Annotated in this window: 20 protein-coding genes; 10 read left to right on the top strand and 10 right to left on the bottom strand. The window is 43.2% G+C overall.

Annotated features, from left to right (window positions below):
* Positions 1-29: 29 nt before the first annotated feature.
* The 3 genes from OCV36_RS22520 to OCV36_RS22530 form a co-directional block, all read right to left on the bottom strand.
* Positions 30-1,322: a peptidoglycan DD-metalloendopeptidase family protein gene (locus OCV36_RS22520; RefSeq protein ID WP_029225025.1), complete on the bottom strand. Its 1,293-nt coding sequence runs from the start codon at positions 1,320-1,322 to the stop codon at positions 30-32.
* A gap of 371 nt (positions 1,323-1,693) precedes the next feature.
* Complete coding sequence (locus OCV36_RS22525) at positions 1,694-1,993, bottom strand: isoamylase early set domain-containing protein (RefSeq protein ID WP_017074789.1); 300 nt, start codon at positions 1,991-1,993, stop codon at positions 1,694-1,696.
* 124 nt (positions 1,994-2,117) lie between these two features.
* Positions 2,118-2,771 carry a hypothetical protein gene (locus OCV36_RS22530; protein ID WP_135457379.1) on the bottom strand — a complete coding sequence of 218 codons (654 nt, stop codon included), beginning with the start codon at positions 2,769-2,771 and terminating at the stop codon, positions 2,118-2,120.
* A 32-nt stretch (positions 2,772-2,803) separates the two neighbouring features.
* Between OCV36_RS22530 and OCV36_RS22535 the strand changes: the two genes are divergently transcribed.
* The 4 genes from OCV36_RS22535 to OCV36_RS22550 all read left to right on the top strand — a co-directional run bounded on the left by OCV36_RS22535 (position 2,804) and on the right by OCV36_RS22550 (position 8,020).
* Complete coding sequence (locus OCV36_RS22535) at positions 2,804-3,286, top strand: GFA family protein (protein ID WP_210114727.1); 483 nt, start codon at positions 2,804-2,806, stop codon at positions 3,284-3,286.
* Between the two features lie 152 nt (positions 3,287-3,438).
* Complete coding sequence (locus tag OCV36_RS22540) at positions 3,439-4,113, top strand: YoaK family protein (RefSeq protein ID WP_135457383.1); 675 nt, start codon at positions 3,439-3,441, stop codon at positions 4,111-4,113.
* 229 nt (positions 4,114-4,342) lie between these two features.
* Positions 4,343-5,713: a YjiH family protein gene (locus OCV36_RS22545; RefSeq protein ID WP_017074785.1), complete on the top strand. Its 1,371-nt coding sequence runs from the start codon at positions 4,343-4,345 to the stop codon at positions 5,711-5,713.
* Between the two features lie 435 nt (positions 5,714-6,148).
* The gene (locus tag OCV36_RS22550; protein WP_135457385.1) at positions 6,149-8,020 is read left to right on the top strand and encodes a methyl-accepting chemotaxis protein; all 1,872 of its coding nucleotides are present in this window, start codon (positions 6,149-6,151) and stop codon (positions 8,018-8,020) included.
* Between the two features lie 130 nt (positions 8,021-8,150).
* Here the strand turns inward: OCV36_RS22550 and OCV36_RS22555 are convergent, their stop codons facing one another.
* A complete protein-coding gene (locus OCV36_RS22555; RefSeq protein WP_102503633.1) occupies positions 8,151-9,557 on the bottom strand; it encodes an alpha-amylase family glycosyl hydrolase in 1,407 nt (468 codons plus the stop codon).
* Between the two features lie 408 nt (positions 9,558-9,965).
* Positions 9,966-10,865, bottom strand: coding sequence for a LysR family transcriptional regulator (locus tag OCV36_RS22560; protein ID WP_017094865.1), 900 nt, complete (start codon positions 10,863-10,865; stop codon positions 9,966-9,968).
* 108 nt (positions 10,866-10,973) lie between these two features.
* Between OCV36_RS22560 and OCV36_RS22565 the strand changes: the two genes are divergently transcribed.
* Both OCV36_RS22565 and OCV36_RS22570 read left to right on the top strand, forming a co-directional pair.
* The gene (locus OCV36_RS22565; protein ID WP_065681654.1) at positions 10,974-11,801 is read left to right on the top strand and encodes a pirin family protein; all 828 of its coding nucleotides are present in this window, start codon (positions 10,974-10,976) and stop codon (positions 11,799-11,801) included.
* 19 nt (positions 11,802-11,820) lie between these two features.
* A complete protein-coding gene (locus tag OCV36_RS22570; RefSeq protein ID WP_017095634.1) occupies positions 11,821-12,414 on the top strand; it encodes an isochorismatase family protein in 594 nt (197 codons plus the stop codon).
* A gap of 134 nt (positions 12,415-12,548) precedes the next feature.
* Here the strand turns inward: OCV36_RS22570 and ppiC are convergent, their stop codons facing one another.
* On the bottom strand, positions 12,549-12,827 hold the full coding sequence (ppiC, locus tag OCV36_RS22575) for a peptidylprolyl isomerase PpiC (protein ID WP_004731852.1): 279 nt from the start codon (positions 12,825-12,827) through the stop codon (positions 12,549-12,551).
* Positions 12,828-13,106: 279 nt separating this feature from the next.
* Between ppiC and OCV36_RS22580 the strand changes: the two genes are divergently transcribed.
* Complete coding sequence (locus OCV36_RS22580) at positions 13,107-14,021, top strand: chemotaxis protein (RefSeq protein ID WP_135457387.1); 915 nt, start codon at positions 13,107-13,109, stop codon at positions 14,019-14,021.
* Positions 14,022-14,114: 93 nt separating this feature from the next.
* Here the strand turns inward: OCV36_RS22580 and OCV36_RS22585 are convergent, their stop codons facing one another.
* The 4 genes from OCV36_RS22585 to hutW form a co-directional block, all read right to left on the bottom strand.
* Positions 14,115-14,657: an ATP:cob(I)alamin adenosyltransferase gene (locus OCV36_RS22585; protein ID WP_135457389.1), complete on the bottom strand. Its 543-nt coding sequence runs from the start codon at positions 14,655-14,657 to the stop codon at positions 14,115-14,117.
* A gap of 178 nt (positions 14,658-14,835) precedes the next feature.
* On the bottom strand, positions 14,836-15,366 hold the full coding sequence (gene hutZ, locus OCV36_RS22590) for a heme utilization protein HutZ (RefSeq protein ID WP_017074765.1): 531 nt from the start codon (positions 15,364-15,366) through the stop codon (positions 14,836-14,838).
* 142 nt (positions 15,367-15,508) lie between these two features.
* Positions 15,509-16,030 (bottom strand): heme utilization cystosolic carrier protein HutX, encoded by a 522-nt coding sequence (gene hutX / locus OCV36_RS22595; protein WP_016784265.1) that lies wholly within the window; start codon positions 16,028-16,030, stop codon positions 15,509-15,511.
* Between the two features lie 57 nt (positions 16,031-16,087).
* Positions 16,088-17,497, bottom strand: a complete 1,410-nt coding sequence (hutW, locus tag OCV36_RS22600) for a heme anaerobic degradation radical SAM methyltransferase ChuW/HutW (protein WP_135457391.1) — start codon at positions 17,495-17,497, stop codon at positions 16,088-16,090.
* A 161-nt stretch (positions 17,498-17,658) separates the two neighbouring features.
* Here hutW and OCV36_RS22605 point away from each other — a divergent pair, with 161 nt between their 5' ends.
* The 3 genes from OCV36_RS22605 to OCV36_RS22615 are packed head-to-tail and all read left to right on the top strand — an operon-like array spanning position 17,659 to position 19,576.
* Positions 17,659-18,462 carry an energy transducer TonB gene (locus OCV36_RS22605; RefSeq protein ID WP_135457393.1) on the top strand — a complete coding sequence of 268 codons (804 nt, stop codon included), beginning with the start codon at positions 17,659-17,661 and terminating at the stop codon, positions 18,460-18,462.
* A gap of 2 nt (positions 18,463-18,464) precedes the next feature.
* Positions 18,465-19,166, top strand: a complete 702-nt coding sequence (locus OCV36_RS22610) for a MotA/TolQ/ExbB proton channel family protein (RefSeq protein ID WP_135457395.1) — start codon at positions 18,465-18,467, stop codon at positions 19,164-19,166.
* A complete protein-coding gene (locus OCV36_RS22615; protein ID WP_017074760.1) occupies positions 19,163-19,576 on the top strand; it encodes an ExbD/TolR family protein in 414 nt (137 codons plus the stop codon). The genes OCV36_RS22610 and OCV36_RS22615 overlap by 4 nt, the downstream gene beginning before the upstream one ends.
* Positions 19,577-19,637: the final 61 nt, after the last annotated feature.

The following is a 19,637-nucleotide window of genomic DNA, read 5'->3' on the forward strand; positions in this document are numbered from 1 at the left end:
TAGTTAAGCGCAGCCAACAAGTAAATCAGCTAGCTATTATTGGATTGCACTTCTAATGCTTTCTTTAATAGCTGATCAGCTTCATCTCGAGCGGCTACAAACGTTGCTTTTTCCTTTTTAGGCACTGAATCTGCCATCGGAATATTTGCTGTCATCGCGTTAACAGGACGACCACGTTCGATCAGCTCGTAATGCAAATGCGCACCTGTCACTCGGCCAGTTTTTCCCGACAAACCAATACGCTGGCCACGAGATACCGTTTGTCCTTTACGAACAAGTATCTTGCTTAAATGCAAATAACGCGTTTTGTAAGTGCTTCCGTGCTGAATAACCACGTAATTACCCGCATAAGGGTGTTTACGCGTCATGATGACTTTGCCGTCACCCGTTGCCTGAACTGGCGTTCCAATTGGAGTCGCGAAATCGGTGCCATTATGTGGCGAAACTCGACCTGTCACTGGGTGTAAACGCTTCGGATTAAACTGAGAGCTCTGACGCCAGCCACTGCTTACTGGATAACGCTGGAAAGCACGTTGTAAACTATCACCTTTCGAATCGTAGTATTGCCCATCGGTATGAAGATAAGCGGAAACCACTCGATTACGGCTAATAATCTTAATCGCTTCAATTTCACGCTTCCCGGTTGCAACACCATCAACAAATTGAGCTTTCTGAAGAACTTCAAACTGGTCGCCAGCACGTAAATCTCGGCTAAAGTTCAGCTTGTCTTTGAGCAATGTGACAATGTGGTCAATCTCAAGGCTGTTCAGGCCAGCTTTATTCGCCGACATAGAAAAGCTACCTTGAATGTCACCCACTAGAGGCTTTTGCTTCCATACGCCGGGAATAGAGATATCTTCAAATTCATAAGAACTATCTTCAAGTCGTCGGTAAACCACTTTATCAGCAACGCTAAATTGAAGTTCCATTTTGGAAAGATCACCCGTCGCCTCATTACGCCAAAATCGCAATGTATTACCAGGGCGAAGCGTGTCTAAAGCAAGGAAGTTTAAATCGGTTTCCATCACGCTCATCATCGATTTATACGAAAATCCAAGTTGAGTGAAGATGCTACTCAAGTTATCACCCGTTTGAATTTGGTACTCAAATGTCGGCGGTTCAATAACAGTAACAGAAGAAGGTGACAGAATTGACTCAATAACCGTTGAGTCCGGTAAATTCAGATCGACGGTTTTCGTCAGATCCGATGGCGAAGATTGCAGAGCAACACCAATCGCTGCAATAAGTGGCAATCCTAAAATAGCTACTTTTTTAACAGATGAAAGCTCAGCAAACGGAGAGGAAAATATTTTTGAATACACGGTAAACAGGTCTTTCTGCGATATAAAGGCATAGGATATGCTTTTCAAACGCATAAATCATCAATGCATTGTCATAATATGATGTGAATCTGCCCACTTTGAGCTAAGTCATTGAGTTACCGTAAGCGAAAAACCACTTCACGATGAATAAAATTAATCGCCGAATTTGAAAACAAAAAAGCAGAAACGGCTAGTTTCTGCTTTTTATTGATTGACGTTATTCCGTTTAGCCTAATTAATAGCCGAAACAAATCAGTTACTATTTTAATAAAAAGAAATACTTAAAACAGTAACAACCTCTTCCTTACGGCAAGCAAAGGGGTTTAGACCAGCGCATAACATTTCTTATACCGACAACACGCTGCGAGCGATTAAGCACTAACCGTAGATACTAGGCAGTTGTCTTCACCAAACTCATTCGCGATGTAACGATCAGCATTCGAGTCATTTACCCATTGTTGGTCATCAACGAGGTAACGGAATTGAAACTCCCCACCTTTAGGTAGGCGCGTTTTGAATTTGTAAACTTTACCTTTTGCCAGCTTTTTCATTGGCGTTGCTTTCCAATCAAGAAAGTCGGCAACAATAGAGACTGAATTCGCTTCTTGAGCTTCTAGCTCGAAGGTCACTTCAACTTCATCTTTCGTCTTAAAAAAACGTTTGTTAATCATTCGCAAGCTCCATTTGTAAAAATAAGCAGACACAAAGCAAAGTGTGTCTAAATTTCATTCATCTACTTAAGATAATATGTAATTTAGCTCACATAAACAACAGATCCTTGCACTAACAAAAACCTTATTGCTTACCAATAGATTGCGTATCAAAATAAAAGCTCATTAATACCTTTTCAGATGGCGGTTCTGTAAATGATTGTTCCGAAGAATGCTGAGTAAAGCCGATAAAACCTTCCCCAGTGAGTTTATTCTTCGCTTGAAGGTTTTTCTGTTCCATAACGTCTAAAGTTTGAATCTGTATACGATCACCCAAGAAAAGCTGATCAACCAACACGACTCGGCTTCGCTGTTTATCGTGTTTAAACAGACCTAGGTAATAAAACACGCCGCTGCCTTGATTTGAGACCCACATAGGCGAAACAAAGAAGCGTGCTTTGCCAAGCGTGACAGCTGAAAGGTTATTGGTGTCTACGGTGACCACACCACGCTCAACACCTGAATCATAGCGTCCAAAGGCTAAAGCTCTAGGTTCATCGACTTCATTGATAAAAGCGTACGCATTAGTTTCAGGAACTTTAATTGTCCATGGGTTGGTTGTCTTCAAATCAAAAACGGTTTCAACAACAGGGTCATAACTGACTTGAGAAGAAGGAAACTTCGCCAAGATCTCTTCGTCACTTAAGCTAAAGCGATAAATACCCGCCAGTATCACCACAACCAACATGACAATTGGAATCAGTAAAATCAGAGGTATAGGTAAGATTTTCTTTTTCATAAGCAATTATATTCTTTTGTTTTCATCCAGTTGTGCAGACCATAAAGGGCTTTAGTATAATTATCAATACAGGGTTAACTAGAAGTGGAGCATGGATGGATATCAATCATATTAAAGATAGAAATATCAGAAGTTGCGAATGCCGCTGTGGAGCCGTCAACCTAGTATGCAGAGGAGAACCTCAACGAATATCTGTATGCCATTGCTATGAATGTCAGAAACGCACCGGAAGTGTGTTTGGTGTTCAGGCTAGATACCCAATAGAGCAAGTGACATTAAACGGCGAAGTGACCTCCTTTTCTCGCATAAGTGATACCGGAAATGAAGTCACTTATCAATTTTGTCCTAAGTGCGGCACAACTATGCTCTTACAATCCGTTGCTGCTGCCGATTTTTATATCGTCCCATTAGGGCTATTTAAGGAGCAAGATTTCCCCTTACCAAGCTTTTCAGTCTACGAAGAAAGGAAACACGGTTGGGTCAAATTCGACCATCAAATGAGTCACTACAACTAGCTTTTTACTGACCTTTATCTCTATAAAGCAGCAGCATTAAAACAAACTGCAATACTGTTGCCTAAGATCAAATATCAATGCTCCACAACGCTAGCGTATCTTTTCGCTAGCGTTATAATCTTGCTCCTCCTTTTTAACCCGGAATGAACCACATGATTTCTAAGCTACCTCGCTGGGTTGAATACGGCGCCTTATTGCTAGCTGGCCTTGCTGGTAGCGTTAATGCTATTGGATTACTTGGTTTCCAGCATCAAGCCATCTCTCATATCTCAGGCACCTTGTCTTTGTTAGGCAGTAGCTTGCTCACTCCAACGTCGGCTTCTGTACACCTTTTACTGGTAGTAATGAGCTTTATGTTAGGTGCAGCTTTCAGCGGGTTCTTTATTGAGAACCAAGCACTAAAGCTAGGACGCCGTTATGGTGTCGCTTTGTGTATTGAAGGTGGGTTGCTATTTTTAGCGCTTTGGGCGCTCTTACAAGGCTACACGTCAGGTCAATACTTCGCTTCAGCCGCATGTGGCTTGCAAAACGCCATGATAACGACCTACAGCGGTGCGATCATCCGAACAACGCACATGAGCGGAATCATCACTGACCTAGGAATAATGATCGGTGCTCGCTTGAAGGGCATGCCTTTCGACCGCCGCAAAGCCAAATTGCTTCTGTTTATTGTGGTTGGCTTCTTGTTTGGTGGCTTAACTGGAGCTTGCCTATTTCAACGCTTTGAAATTTTGGCGCTCGCTTTCCCTGCCTCTTTCGCATTCATTATTGCATTTAGCTATTGGCTTTATCTTACCTACCGAACTGAAACACCAGCCAATTTATAAATATCTGGCAATGTATTCTCAATATACGTAACATTCGCAACACTTTATTCTAAACTCTTAATGAGTTGCAGAAGATCTAGTTTGAATATTTAGCGATATTTGATGAATAGTATTGCAAGAACTATCAATACTGGGTAATCTTGCAGCCAATGAGAAAATACGGATGTTTAGAGAATAAAAATGCCAAGGATGTGGCTTTTTTACATGTAGAAATACGAGAATAATTAACATGTCTAACAACACGAATACTGCTCAACCAGAGAAATCTAAAGGCAGTTTCTGGGTTTTCTTAATCCCATCATTGATTGGTTTGTTCCTTTTCATGGCTCCAATTAGCTATCAAGGTGATCTAACCATCCCTGTCGCTATCTTGGCCAAATCAATTCAAGCGGTTTTCGGTGAGTCTCTAGTAGCTATCATCACTGCAATCGTTGCCTTCATGTCTGTAGCTTCCGTTTTAAGCACCATTTTCAAGCCTGCATTCATCACATCAAATTCATTTCTAAACGGCCTTTTCAACCCGTCTCCACTGTGGTTGTTGGTTCGCGTGATTGGTGGTGCTGCGGCATTCATGGCTTTCTTCCAAGTAGGCCCTGAATTTATTTGGGAAGAGAACACGGGTGGCTTAGTTTTAGAAGGGCTATTACCGACTCTATTTTCAGTCTTCATCTTTGCTGGTTTGTTACTGCCACTACTGCTTAACTTTGGTCTGCTAGAACTGTTTGGCACCTTACTAAGCAAAGTGATGCGCCCAATCTTCAACCTACCGGGTCGTAGTGCTATCGATTGTATGGCTTCCTGGTTGGGAGATGGCAGTGTTGGTATCCTACTGACAAGCAAGCAATACGAGAAAAAATTCTACACTCAACGTGAAGCTGCGGTTGTTGGTACGACTTTCTCTGCGGTATCAATCACGTTCAGTCTTGTGGTTATTGCTCAAGTAGAACTAGAGCACCTGTTCCTACCTTTCTACGCAGCAATCTGTTTGGCTGGTATTGTGGCAGCGGTCATCATTCCTCGTCTTCCGCCATTAAGCATGAAGAAAGACACCTTCATTGATGGCACTAAGCCCCACAAAGACGCTGACGCTATCCCTGCAGGTCACTCAACCTTCTCTTGGGGTCTTGAGCTAGCAGTAAATAAAGCATCACAAGTTAAATCAGCTAAATCTGTATTTGCCGAAGGCATTCGTAACGCTGTAGATATGGTATTTGGTGTACTACCGGTTGTTATGGGCCTTGGTACGATGGCATTGGTTATTGCAGAATACACCTCCGTATTCTCAATCTTAGGCCAGCCTTTCATTCCGTTCCTTGAGCTACTTGGTGTACCTGAAGCGGTAGCAGCATCTGAAACAATCGTCGTTGGTTTTGCGGACATGTTCATTCCAGCAATCCTCGCCGCTTCTATCGACAATGAGATGACACGTTTTGTTATCGCTGCAATGTCGGTAACTCAACTGATCTACATGTCTGAAGTGGGCGCTCTGCTTTTAGGCAGTAAGATTCCAGTGAACATCTTAGAGCTATTCATTATCTTTATTCTTCGTACTCTAATTACGCTTCCAGTTATTGCTGGTGTTGCGCATCTAATATTCTAAATTAGACGCAGCTGATATAGCATGATGAATCTGCAATTCTATAAAGCCTCACTCTTGTGAGGCTTTTTATTTACATTGAATATATTCACACCTCCGCTTAAAATTCCGTCAATATATAAAATTGGCATATCATTCAATTTCATATTAATTATTGCCCTCTACTCTTTAAAATAGAAAACTACTCTCATAAACGTCTAATTAATAAATTCTCAATTCCCACGAACTCGAACTTAGCCAACTCTTCAACTCATTGAACGAAATAACAAAAGTAACAATTGTGTGATTAAGTGAATTATACATTGTCTGGGTTGTTGTATTTTTGTAATCTATTTTGTGAAATTACATTCAAGTAAATTTCAATCTAGTCGATATATATAATTACAAAAACACGATTAACTTTAGTCTTAGCAAAGCCAGTGAGAAGGGGAAAACTCAATGAAATTTAGCCATAAGGTGGTCGCAGCATCATCAGCCTTGCTGCTAGTGACAGTATCATTGCTTTCAATACAACAACTTTACACCGTAAGAACTGCGGTAGAAAACCACGTCAGTGCGAGCGTTAAAGAGATGGTCGCTGGTGTTAAGAACACCGTGGTATCAGAGATGAACGCTAAGAAAGCATTGGCTCAATCAACAACTGAAGTCATCGAGATCAATCCAGAAGATCGTACTTACGTAAAAACTATCCTTGAAAAGCCAAAGCTTAAAAACAGCTTTCTCGCGGTTGGTTTCGGCTATGAAGCAAACGGTTTCGTCATTGAAAATGATGACGGATGGGAAGCAGGCCCAGATTACGATCCTCGAATTCGTCCTTGGTACATTGATGCTAAATCCAAAAACAGTTTAGTTGTTACCGCTCCTTATGTGGATGCATCAAGTAAAAAAGTCATCATCTCTGTCGGTACGCCAGTGAAAGACAACGGTCGATTCACTGCCGGTATGTTCTACGACCTTGAATTGACTAACCTTGCAACCCTGGTAAACCAAGTGAATTTGTTTGACGCAGGTTACCTATTCCTCGTCACCGCCGACGGCACAACCATTGCCCATCCGAACGCTAACAACAATGGTCAAACGCTTTCAAGCTATATGCCACAAGCTACGATTCGTGAAGGGTCTCAAGAAATTGAAGTCGATGGCAAAACGTTCCTAGTTAACTTCACTCACATCCCAAGTGAAGATTGGTACATTGGTGCAATCCTCGATGAAGCGATTGCTTTCCAAACCGTTGAAGACTTGAAAAACAGCTCAATGATCTACTCTTTGATTGCCGTTATTCTCAGCATCATTGCACTAACGGTTTTGATCCGTGTGTTAATGCGTCCACTTGATGTGCTTAACCAAGCGATTCAAGACGTGGCGAGTGGACAAGGTGACTTAACCAAACGACTAGACACCAACACAGATAAAGAGTTTTCTGACCTTGCTAAAGGCTTCAATACCTTTACAGAAAACCTGCAAAATCAAATCATTCAATCCAAAGCGATTGGTGTTGATATTAAGCGCGGGACAGAAATCACGGTTAAAGGCGCAGGCGAATCAGCAAACGCGATGAATACGCAACTGCAGGAACTAGAGCAGTTAGCAACCGCAATGAACGAAATGGCGGTGACTGCAACAGAAGTAGCGAATAACGCTCAAGGCGCAGCAGCAGCAGCCCGTGAAGCTGACGAAGCAACGCTAGACGGTACATCTGTAGTCAGTGACACCACTCAAGCGATTGATAACCTTTCAGCTCGTATCGACCAAGCGGTTGCAGAAGTACAAGTACTGGAATCAGCAACAGCCAACATCGAAACGATTCTTAAAGTAATCAACGATATTGCAGACCAAACTAACCTACTCGCATTGAACGCAGCGATTGAAGCGGCACGTGCTGGTGAGTCTGGTCGTGGTTTCGCAGTCGTAGCCGACGAAGTTCGAACTTTGGCACAACGTACTCAAGAATCGACCACTGAAATCCGCAACATGATCGAGCAGCTCCAAGCGGGTGCAAGCTCAGTATCGAACGCGATGAACCAAAGTAAAGACACAGCCACTGACGCCGTTGAACGCGCTCAGCAAGCAAACTCTTCACTTGACCGCATCCGTGACGCGATTCAGCGTATCTCAGATATGAATATTCAAATTGCTTCAGCAGCAGAAGAGCAGAGCTTAGTAGCGGAAGAGATCAACAACAACACAGTTAAGATTAAAGACCTTTCAACACAAGTATCTAACGCGGCTCAAGAAGCAAACACGGCAATGCAGGTACAAACTGACAATGTTCGTGCACAGGATGAACTATTGAACAAGTTCACGGTTTAACAGAAGTATGTGTTAATCAACGCATAGCTTAACCAACGTTCAGCCAAGAACCTAAAAAACAAAAGACCCGTTTACTAGATGCTAGTAAACGGGTCTTTCTTTTTCGACTTCTCTTTCTAACCGATCAGACTTAACTCGTCACAGGTTCGAACTCATTAGTCGTCAGCATCATGCACTGATTAGATTCAACCTGAATGGTTAGCGTCTTATCGACACAATCAAACACTGCACCAGACAATAAATCCGTTACTGTACCAGTCCAAGTCAGGGATGCCGTTTTACTTCGCTTCGACTTGTTGATCACCACAATGCCTTTGTCGCCACGGACAAACACCAGCAAATCATCATTTGCCTCAACCACACGCATCGCTTCTCCATGAACATGGTTATGGAACTGAATCATGTTTTTCATGTAAGGCGCTTGCCAATCGTTAAGCCAACGAGGCTGACCACTCTGATCCAGAATGCCGCTGGTACTCAGTTCACTGTAAACAAGCGGCACACCGCCGTCTCGACCAAGAATAAAGGCATGCGCTAATCGCTCGTCAACTTCACCCATTACGTGATCCAAAAATACTTCATTATTTGGAATATCATGAGTGACGGCAAAAGTGATTGCTCGCATATTCGATAACGCCTGACCAAAACAGTAAGGGTTGATCAGAGATTTAAAGCTGCCCTGCTCTTCAAAGGATTTGAAGATAGTATTGAACAGAGGGAAATCGTAAGCGCCTAAGCGAGTGTGTTTGAGGTAAGGCTCAAGGAACAACTCATACTCTTCTTTGGTCGCACCACCATCAGTAATGATCTCGCCAAAGATGTGCATTTCTTCGCAGATATCATCAGTCCACACCTTGCGTAGATGTGACAGTGTCATGTGTTTCGCTGCGTCTATGCGAAATCCTTTCACGCCAATCTCTTTTAAGGCTTTTAGGTAAGCTCTCTGCTGCGCGACCACATTGTCGTTGTCTAACAGCGTTGGCAAGCCAGGGTCACTAACTCCACCGGTAATACGCCCGTTCTGTACTTCCCAAGTGTCTTTCCAGTTTTTGATACCAAACGCTTCAACAAAATCGTTTTCATCAAATAAAGGCTTAGAAAGATCGCCAAACAAACGTATGGATTCGTAATAGTCAGCATCTTCTTGATAAGACGCCATGTCTTGCTGATTTGGATACGTTAAATCGCCACGGATACCCGACTCATTGGCCATGTGGTTAAACACGACGTCCACATAGGTACGAAGCCCGTGTTGCTTTAACGTGTTCACCATCGCAGTGAAATCTTGCGTGTCACCCAACTGATTATCAATCACACGGTAATCTTGTGGTTGATAGCGCTGCCACCATTGGGTGCCAGAATCACGGTCGCAACCTTTAGGTCCGCGTAACGACTTCATTGCCGGTGATACTAAAACAGATTTATAACCCAATTCTTGGATCAGTGGGGCGTTCTTCATTACGTCAGCGTAGCACCAGTCAAAGGCATGCAAAATCACATCTGTCGCTGGGTTGCTTAACATAGCTGAACTATCCATGTTGTTCTCCTACCAAACTTGTTTACAGCTTTCTAGATAAATACAAAGGCTAAAAGGCAAAGCTGCATAAATTTCCTTAAGAATGGTATTTATTATATGAGTTACTCATTAAAAACCCTCCTCCTCCCACCGATTAGTCACGGCGGATAGTTAAGGGCGTAGTGCCAATTATCGCATGACGTCTGGGATGAACACTCAGCCATTGTGCTTTTAAATGCGCAAAAAAGTGACAAAAAAGGAGCGTATAAGCTCTCATTTAAATTCCATTCGATGCATATGATACAACAGTTTTACGACAGAACTTCAGTTACATACTTTTGCAAAGGCAGTGCCTTGAGGCGAGATATTCTTGATAAACGCCCTGAAACAAACATCGAACAATCCAAACAAAATGCAGAATAAAGCGCATCAACCTTCCCAAGGCGCATTTGGCGTCACTTTCTCCATCACAAAATCGACAAAGAGTCGGGTCGGTTTCGCCATGTATCGATGAAATTGATAGACCACAAACATGTCTGAGGTTGGTGTGTCATAGTCAGTTAGCACTGGCACTAATTGGCCATTTTTAAGGTATGGGGTCGCTAATGCAATTGGAATATAAGCGACGCCGAGCCCTTGCAATGCCGAGTCGATAATTAACCTGGCGCCATTCGCCGCGTAGAAACCAGTCACTTCGACATGATGAGCCTGTTCAGCTTTTGTAAAATGCCATCGGTTATGGGCTATTGAGTGGCCCATAACCAAACAATTAACTTTCTGAAGGTCCTCTGGCACTTTGATCTTCTTAGCCTTTGTCAGGAACACTGGGCTAGCACAACAGATATTCTTCTTGGGACCAATCCTTCTCGCAATGAGCGAAGAGTCTTGCAGCGTCCCAGAGCGAAACGCGATATCCATTCGCTCTTCCACCATGTTGATATAGTCATCTGAAGTATCGAGTTCGATACTGATATCCGGGTATTGATTTAAGAACTCGACGATCCAAGGTTGTACGTATTGAATCGCAAATTCTAATGGCGACGTAATACGAATTTTGCCTTTTGGCTCTAGCTGAGTTTGCTTGATCTGTTCATTAGCCTCTTCTAGAGCAGCAAGATGTTGTTGGCACGATTGGAAGTATTGGTGCCCTGCTTCTGTCATAGAAAGCTTACGAGTACTTCTATGAAGGAGCTTAACGCCTAAGTCAGCTTCGAGCATCTGCACCTTCCTACTTACCGTCGTAGAAGGCATATCCAAAACTTTACCTGCACCAGCAAAACTCCCAGCCTCTACAACGTCAATGAACACCTTGATGTCATTCAGATTCATCCTTATTACCTTTAATAACGGGATTAACAAAACCAAATATACCATCTAATCAAGTAATGATTCTTTTATTAATATTATTTTCAGCAATCAAATTTAAGGACTAACAAAATGATTAGACAAATACATGAAATCAGAAATGGTCGAAATCACGGCCCCGTAACGAGCTATGTAAGCTCATCGAACCTGAAAGATCTCAACCCTTTTGTGCTGTGGGACCACTTTAAAATGTCGAATGTGAAGGGAACCGCCGGTTTTGACTTTCACGGACATTCAGGCGTAGCGACCATAAGCTATCCACAGATTGGTGCTATTGCTCACAAAAACACCGGCGGACATTCAGGCTTATTAGAAGCCGGAGGCATACAAATCATGTCTGCAGGTTCGGGAGTGCTGCACAAAGAGACCGTTCATCCGGACAACAAAGTTGCGGATGCATTTCAGCTCTGGGTTGCCTTACCCGAAGACGAACATGAATTGGGGCCTGTCACTTATTCAACCCAACAACAAGAGCAACTCCCTGTCGTTGAAGAGGCTCATTCAACCACCAAAGTACTTGTGGGACGATTTAACGGCAAACAAAGCAAGGCTCTCACTCCTGTTGATATGACGTATTTACACATCAACTTAGATGCCGAATACACATGGCAATACGCAGGAGAACCATCACAGACAACAGCCTTTATTTTTGTACGCCATGGCTCTGTCAGAGTCGGAAGTAAAGACGTATCAGCGGGTGAATTAGGTGTGTTTGATAAGAATACATCGCTAATCGCTGTCTCTGCATTAGAGAGTAATGCTGAGTTTGTGATCGTCTCGGGAACCCCATTAAAACAAGACTTCATTAGTAATGGAGCATCATTACACAGCAGCACTAGCAACTTAATCGCAGGTGTTAGACGAATAAAACAACTGCAATCCCAGCAAGTAAACCAATAACTAAAAAAGGAAGTCCATTATGAATACTACAACATTCACTCCAGAAAACTCTGTCATGCTACTGATCGACCATCAGGTTGGCACCATGGGTTGGGTTGGCTCGGCTAACCTAGAAGAGATCAGAAACAACACGGTCGCATTAGCTCGCGCTGCACATGTGACCAAGATGCCGCTGATCCTAACATCGAGTATGGAAGATCAAGCACAAGGCCCTCTTTTTGATGAGCTGATTAACGCAGTACCAGAAGCTTACGAGAATCGTATTCTTCGTGGAGGAGTTGTCGATAGCATGAAAGATGAAAACTTTGCGGCTGCGGTTAAAGCAACTGGACGCAAAAATATCATCATTGCAGGGATCACCACGGATGTATGTGTTGTTTACCCAGCGATCACAGCCATAGCTGAAGGTTACAATGTACAGGTCGTGGTTGACGGGTCTGGGTCTCCAACAACATTAGCTGATGAAACAGCACTAAGAAGAATGGAAAAACACGGCGTTACCCTAACTTCAACCAATCAGTTGATTGCAGAACTGGCGCAAGACTGGAGCACTGACCATGGTAGCAAGCTAATCCAAGTTTTATTCGAAGAGATCATCTCGAAACAACATTGATTCACTAAACTGCCGCTACATAACTTTGGTTGCCTTAGAACAACCAAGTTACATAAGCGTTTAAAGTGCGGAAAATGGATACAAAAAAGGAGCGTATATACGCTCCTTTTATTCAATCTAACACATATTTATAGCTAAGTTCTGTAAAGAACCTTCACGACGTGCCAGCCAAATTTTGTTTTCACAAGGTGGGGTACAAGCGTCTCGCCAGAGAAACAAACCTTATCAAACTGAGGCACCATTTGACCTTTTTTGAACTCGCCTAGGTCGCCGCCCTTTTTACCAGATGGACACGTTGAATGCTTCTTCGCTAGCGTTTGAAACTTAGCGCCTTTTTTAAGCTGCTTGATGATGTCTTCTGCTACTTCTTTGTGCTTCACCAAAATATGAAGCGCTGCTGCTGTTCTTGCCATGATAATTCTCAGTGTGTTGCGGTCAGTTTACTTACGACGGTTTAGAACATCGTTAATAAACTGACTGTTGTAATTCTGTTTATCGCTAACGACTTGTCGACATAAAACCATCGACAGCGCGCGTTTAGCGTGATTTTAACCCAAGAACTGTCAATCTTCACTCTATAACCGAAAACAACTGCCTTAAAGCCCCTAAAAACCGTATAGTGACTTGCCGACACCCCTGTTTCCCTTTAAATTAATCCTTATAAATTAAGCGCGTATTAAGTAGGAGCCACTATGGCCAAACCGATCAGTAAAGCGAGTCAGTCACAGGGAATGTTGATGTTCAAATTATCCCTTACTCAAAGTTTTGCGATTGGCACGCTTAAGGTAAGAGAAATAGTGCCTTTTCAGCCGATGACTCAAATCCCATACTCCCATCATCACGTGATTGGTACGGTGACCATCCGCGATCTTACCGTTCCAGTCATTGATATGTCTGCCGCGATTGGCTTTCGACCGATAACACCCGCTGAATACCAAGATTGTGTACTCATCGTTACTGACTGTTTGAGAACAGTTGTGGCCTTTTTGGTTCGTTCGATTGATAAAATCATTGAATGTGATTGGAAAAGCATTGAATCGCCACCCGCCAGTGTGGGTCGTAATGTGTTTGTGACGGGTATTACGCGTTTTGAAGATCGTATCGTGCAAATGCTCGACGTGGAGTTATTACTTTCTAAGATCTACCCGGCTTATGAAAACGCACATATTCCAATGCTGACCGATGTAGAAAGGGAGCGTCTCAAAGCGCTGAATATCTTATTGGTTGATGACTCTTTAATCGCGCGGAAACAGCTATCAGATGCTTTAGACAGCATCAACATCCCTTACAGCATTTGTAATAACGGCTTAGATGCCATCGATCTGATGCGACGCGAGGCCAGCAGAGGCAATGCGATTGATCTTCTCGTGAGTGATATTGAAATGCCTGGGCTAGATGGTTACGAACTTGCGTTTGAAGTACAAAATGACAGCGCATTGAGTCATGCTTACTGTATTTTACATACTTCATTATCGAGCGAGATCTGTGTCGACCGAGCCAATCAGGTGGGTGCACATGAAGCGCTTGAGAAGTTCAATGCAGGCGAATTAATCGAAGCCATGCTACGCGGCGCAAAAGTCTTAAACGAGGCTTCGACGGCTGCTTAAGCGCTATTTTGGAAGCTAAACCTGGCATACTGCTCAATGGTTTAGCTTCTTATCTTCTTAAGCATTAGAGATGAATCAGTGTAGAACTCTTCCTTAAGATTTCTTTGGCATAGAGTAACTCTTACTCACAAACTCCACTTCCTCTACCTCATTGATATGATTGGTTAAAGACGCCAATGCATAAAGTGTGTTCGCCACTAAGTTAGCGTATTTAAAAAGAATCGGGTCGGGCGACTTCTTGCTTTCATGATGCTCAATACTCACCAATGCTCGCACGACTTTTTTAGCCTGACAGCGGCATAAATGAAGCTCGCTGGATACTCGATGCCCACCGGGTAAAACAAAACCTCTGAACCCGCCTTCTAGCTGATCACGAACATGATGATAATCTTGCTTGAGCTCGACCAATTCAGATTCTGTGATGGCGAGTTTCCCACGTACAGACCCATTTAAGTGATAGATATTCGGTTGTAGGCGTTGCAGGATTTCACGAACCTGAGGCTCCAATTCCAAAGAAAGCACCAACCCAACTCGACAACAGAGCTCGTCCGATAAAATTTCAAAATCACAGATAGGGCTGTCTTCATAAATAAATGGGTAACAGAACTCGTCCCAATCTCGACTTACTGGTTTCACGTATCGATCCTTAAACTTTAATATTAATCAGACGCCAATATACCAAACTCTTTGATTTAATCTGCTTTTTCTCGAGTTAAAGTCTCGTATTTACAACGTGGCCTTAAGAGACAGCGACAATATTTAGGCATAAAAAAGCCCTCACATTAGAGGGCTCTAAACATTAGATTAAACGAGATTACTCGTTAGATACTTTTTTGTGGCCTTCTTCCAGGTGAACGAAATCCACCAGATCGTCGCCAGATACTTGGTATGCCTGACCAAAACCTTTAACGAACAGGCCGTTTTCTGCTTTAAGGTTGAACAGAGAGAAGTCTTGCAGCTGGCTCAAACCATCAATGATTTCACCAAAACGCTCTTGCATCTGACCGATCACTTGAGTCCAAAGCTCAGTTTCACGCTCTACAACACTTGCTTGAGCATCAAACGTCAAACGCTTGCGTGCGTAAAGTTGCTTCGAGCTCTCTTCATCTTCAATCATCATCAACGAGACTTGAGGGTTTGCTTTCAAGTTACGCGCATGACGAGCAATATCAGAAATGAGAACAAAGTAACCCTCTTGGTTTTGAACGAAAGGTGCGTAACTTACGTTCGGGCGACCTTCTTGATCAACCGTTGCAAGTTGAAGGGTACGGCGCTCTTGGCGAAATTCTTTAATTTCTGGACCTAGGCGACCTTGTAGACGTTCTTGTTTTACTTGCTGTTCCATGGGTAATTCCTTTCTTCACTTTCTCTGATTTATTATTTTTCGCCCGAGGTTGAGCGATCATTAGCAAACTAAACGATCCTCGAGCATTGATGTACTGTTCTAATGACCTGGCAACCTTATTTAAGCTTGCCGTTAATTGTGCTTAAGCTTGTTCTTTTAGCGCTTTGAAGCGTTCTACTTGGTCGGCAATCAGCTCACGCTTTTCATTGCGGCCTAGGTAGATCTTAAAAATGTTCTCGCCGGTTTCACTGAAGAAGCCGAAGTAATGACTTTCACGACCCATGAACGCCTTGCTCACCAAACCGATATGTTTAACGTTATCAAGCTTTAGGTGACCATGAAGCTCGCCCTCTTTGCCCATCAAGTTGTAGTAACCACGTGCTACTTTTCCTTTCGGGAATGGTGCTTTTACTTCAAAGATAGAACCAAATGAATGCACGATAGTGGTCACAGGGCCCCAACCAACTAAACCTTCTAGAATCTCTTGAGCACGGCTGCCATCTAGCATTACCGCCATGTCGTTTGGAAAAGCAGCAACCACTTCAACTTCTGAAACACCTAGCTTCTCAGCAATTGCTGTCGGCAGTAGTTTTGGCTCTTCTTCTAAAATTAGAGCTACACGTTGTTCTAGAGTTTCTGTCATTTCTAATGTTGTATCTGTCATTGAATATGTTCCGTATAAACGAGTAATTTACGTAAGTTATAAACTAAAAATTCGATATTAAGCGTGCTTCAAACTTACATGCGGGTGAACGCCCGAAGCTGACGCTTTCGGCGCAGGGTGCATAGCCTGATATTCAGCGTTAAGCACTTGAATCACACTTTGAGCGAGGCTTACTGCCCAGAAGCTGCCAGCAATAGTGAGGGTCAGATAATCTTCCGAAAGCTCAACTAGACCATTCTTTTCCCAATGCAAAAACAGAGGCTTCAGATAATCGAACGTGTCTTGCCCCATAAAGGTCGGTAAGGTACTTCTTCTCACAACACCAGAATCAAAACCGGCCTTCAATGAAGAGAAAGTTGGCTCTAATGAGCTTTGTTTCGTCATCATGGCTATTGGCAGTTGACCTTGCTTTATAGACTCCATGTAGCTGTCTAAAGTTCGATGTTGCATCACACCGTGGCCACCAATGTTGCCACCAGCGCCACAACCAATAGGCAGAACTTCGGCGTAGGTTTTCGCTAAGCTGTTATAAATACTGCGTTCACGGTTATCACGAGTCCAATGATTCACGCTCAGTTGCTTGACCTTATTTTTTGCCATGAACTCGACACCCGCCAAGTACATGCTCGCTTTATCTGGCGTATTGGCCGGTGGTGGAATTTTTCCTTTCTCAACAAGATTAAGCATAGGTGCATTGCCCGAAACAATCAGTTGGTAGAGGTCAATACCGTGTGCCCCAGTAGACATGTAGTCTTCTAAATCTTGTTGGAACACTTCCATCGACTGATGTGGTAACCCATATAGCAGATCAAGAACGATAGGCGCTTGTTCAGTACGGCTCAGTGAACTGATACGTTCCATCACAACCTCTCGGTCATCTAAGCGCTTAGCACTGCGCCTAACCTGAGTATTGAAACTCTGAATACCGAATGAGAAACGGTTGAAGCCACCCTCTAGTGCACGATCAAACATTTCATCGCCAAATCGATTAATGCGCCCTTCCAAGGTCATTTCCACATCGTTTGCCAGTGGGAAATATTGGCGAATAGCCTTGCCTAACTGCTCTACTTGTTGAGGAGATAAATCGGTTGGTGTTCCACCGCCAATATATACGGCGTGAAATAATCCAGATTGCGCCCAAGGGGTTCTGGCTTTTTGCTTCAGCTCTACCATTAGTGCATCGAAATACTCATCCACTAGTTTGCGGCTTGCAGCATTTTGGAAAAAGTTACAGAACGTACACCGCACGCGACAGAAAGGAATATGGATATACAAACAACGTTTATCCTGTTTTTTCCCTTCAATTAGCATCAGTTCATCAAAGATCTCTAACTTCTTACTCGGATCGACCGGAATTGAACTTCCACCGGCATGTGCAGAATGCTTTTTTGCAAACGCAAAACGAAGCGGATCAGGGCTAGAAACACCCAATACTGATTCGTCAAACTTATAAACATCAAGACTCATATAATCTCTCTAAACACTTACATAGCAAAGTCTGGAAGACTATTCGCTAAAAACTGAGAGAATCATAAATAGACGTAAATGATAATGCAATTGATAATTGATCTTATTTAGATTCTAAGCAATAATCCAATACAGATTTTAGATTTGGTAAAGGATTGAATGTGAACGTTCCTAGATATGTTATTGCAGGCGGTGCATCATTAGTGATTCATGCAGCGCTGTTATTTGTCGCTCAAGAATCCAAAGTCTTTGCGATGCCTGCAGGTAGCCAATCGAACACGGTATCGATCAACTTCACGCCGAAGAACACACCTTCCCCGGCTCAACAAAAAACCATCACAGAGCCGGTTGAACCAGAGCCAATCAAGGAAACGGTCTCACACCCAGAACCTAAACCAATCGAACCAAGATCGGTTGAGCCAAAGCAAGTTAAGCCAACTCCAAAGAAAAAAGCGATCACCAATAAACCTCAACCAAAAAAAATTGAGAAGAAGGTTGCCGAGAAAAAGCAGGTTCAAAAGAAACCGGTGACTGAGAGAAAGGTCGTCAAGAAAGAACGCCCAGAACAAAAGTCCAAGCCAACCACTCAACCAGAGAAGCTAGCCGACAAGAAAGTCGATAAGAACCTAGACGATTCAGCTAATCAGCCTCAGCAAGTCAATCAAGGTGTATCGAACAAAGAGCCAGTCTTAGTCACTAAGCCTTCTTTCTCTTCTCGCCCTACACCACCGAATTACCCGCGCCAAGCAAGACGTCGTGGTGTTGAAGGTGTCGCAACTTATGAGGTCTGGCTCGACGCAGAAGGCAAACAAATTAAACAAGCATTAGTAAATTCATCAGGCGCACTAATGCTAGATAGCGCCGCATTAGATGCCATTAAACAATGGAAATTCTCACCTCATACTGTCAATGGTCGAGCGATTGCTCACCGAGTACAAATACCTGTTCGTTTTAGGTTGGATTAATCATGCAACAAATCAGTTACTTACAAGATCAACTTGGCTTAATGACTTGGCCTCTTCTTATCTGCTCAGCATTAACAGCAATGATCATCGCTGAACGTGTCTTTCAAGTCATACTAAGCATTGGCGTAGGCAAACGAGCCATTCGTCGTGAACTAAACCTGATCTCACCAACCAACAGCAAAGAGATTGAAGCACTCGCCCAGTCTATTTCAGGCAAAAGACCGCTGCTGTACAAGGGCGTTTCAATGCTGCTGGCCCACCACTCTTTTTCAAAAGGGTTACGTGAGGATGCCGCAGGGATCTGGCTACAAGAAAAACGCCATCAGCTGCATGCCGGCTTAAGATTACTTGGTTTAATTGGCGTGATCAGCCCACTTATCGGGTTGCTTGGTACGGTATTAGGGCTTATTGAAATGTTCAAAGGCGTAGCAGCCACCACAGGAAGCATTACGCCAAACGATCTCGCAGACGGATTAGGTCTAGCGATGAGAACCACTGCCGCAGGCTTGATGATTGCACTTCCTGCTATCTCTGGTGCTCAACTGCTTGGGCTATGGGCTGATCGTGTACTAGCGCAGCTAGAGCATACCTTGAACTATGTAAATGTGTGGTTAGAAGGCATGTCAATTCATACCAATCAGTCGAGCGATATTGAAAGCTTATCTGTAAACAAAGCCTCTGTTGGTGATACGAGTCAAGCATGATTAAAACGCCTCAATCATCTCAAACACAGAGTTTAGCGCCGGACTTAACACCGCTTCTCGACATCATTTTTATTGTGATGGTTTTCCTGTTGCTTACGGCCTCGGTGAAATTGGAATCTTTAGAAGTAGAACTTCCAAGCTCTGACATTAAAAGCGTGTCTGAAGTCCACAAAGATTCGATTAGCGTCAATATTTTAGACCACGAACCCTACTGGGCAATTAACGGCAGAGAATACATCGATTGGGAAAATTTTAAGTTGGCATTGCTTGAAGAGACAGGTTCAACGGACAAGAAACCGATCATCATTGGTGCTGATAAAGCCGCCAACGTTGAGAACCTAGTGAAATTGCTGTCATTCCTTCAAGAAAATGGAATACCAGCAACCCAATTGCTCACTGAAGGTGGCTAGAACAACACTTAATGTTTGAAGATATAGCGCCTTTTATAAGGTCTGATTCTTTATTCATTAG

Origin of the sequence: Vibrio echinoideorum (assembly GCF_024347455.1) — a bacterium.
GTDB lineage: Bacteria > Pseudomonadota > Gammaproteobacteria > Enterobacterales > Vibrionaceae > Vibrio > Vibrio echinoideorum.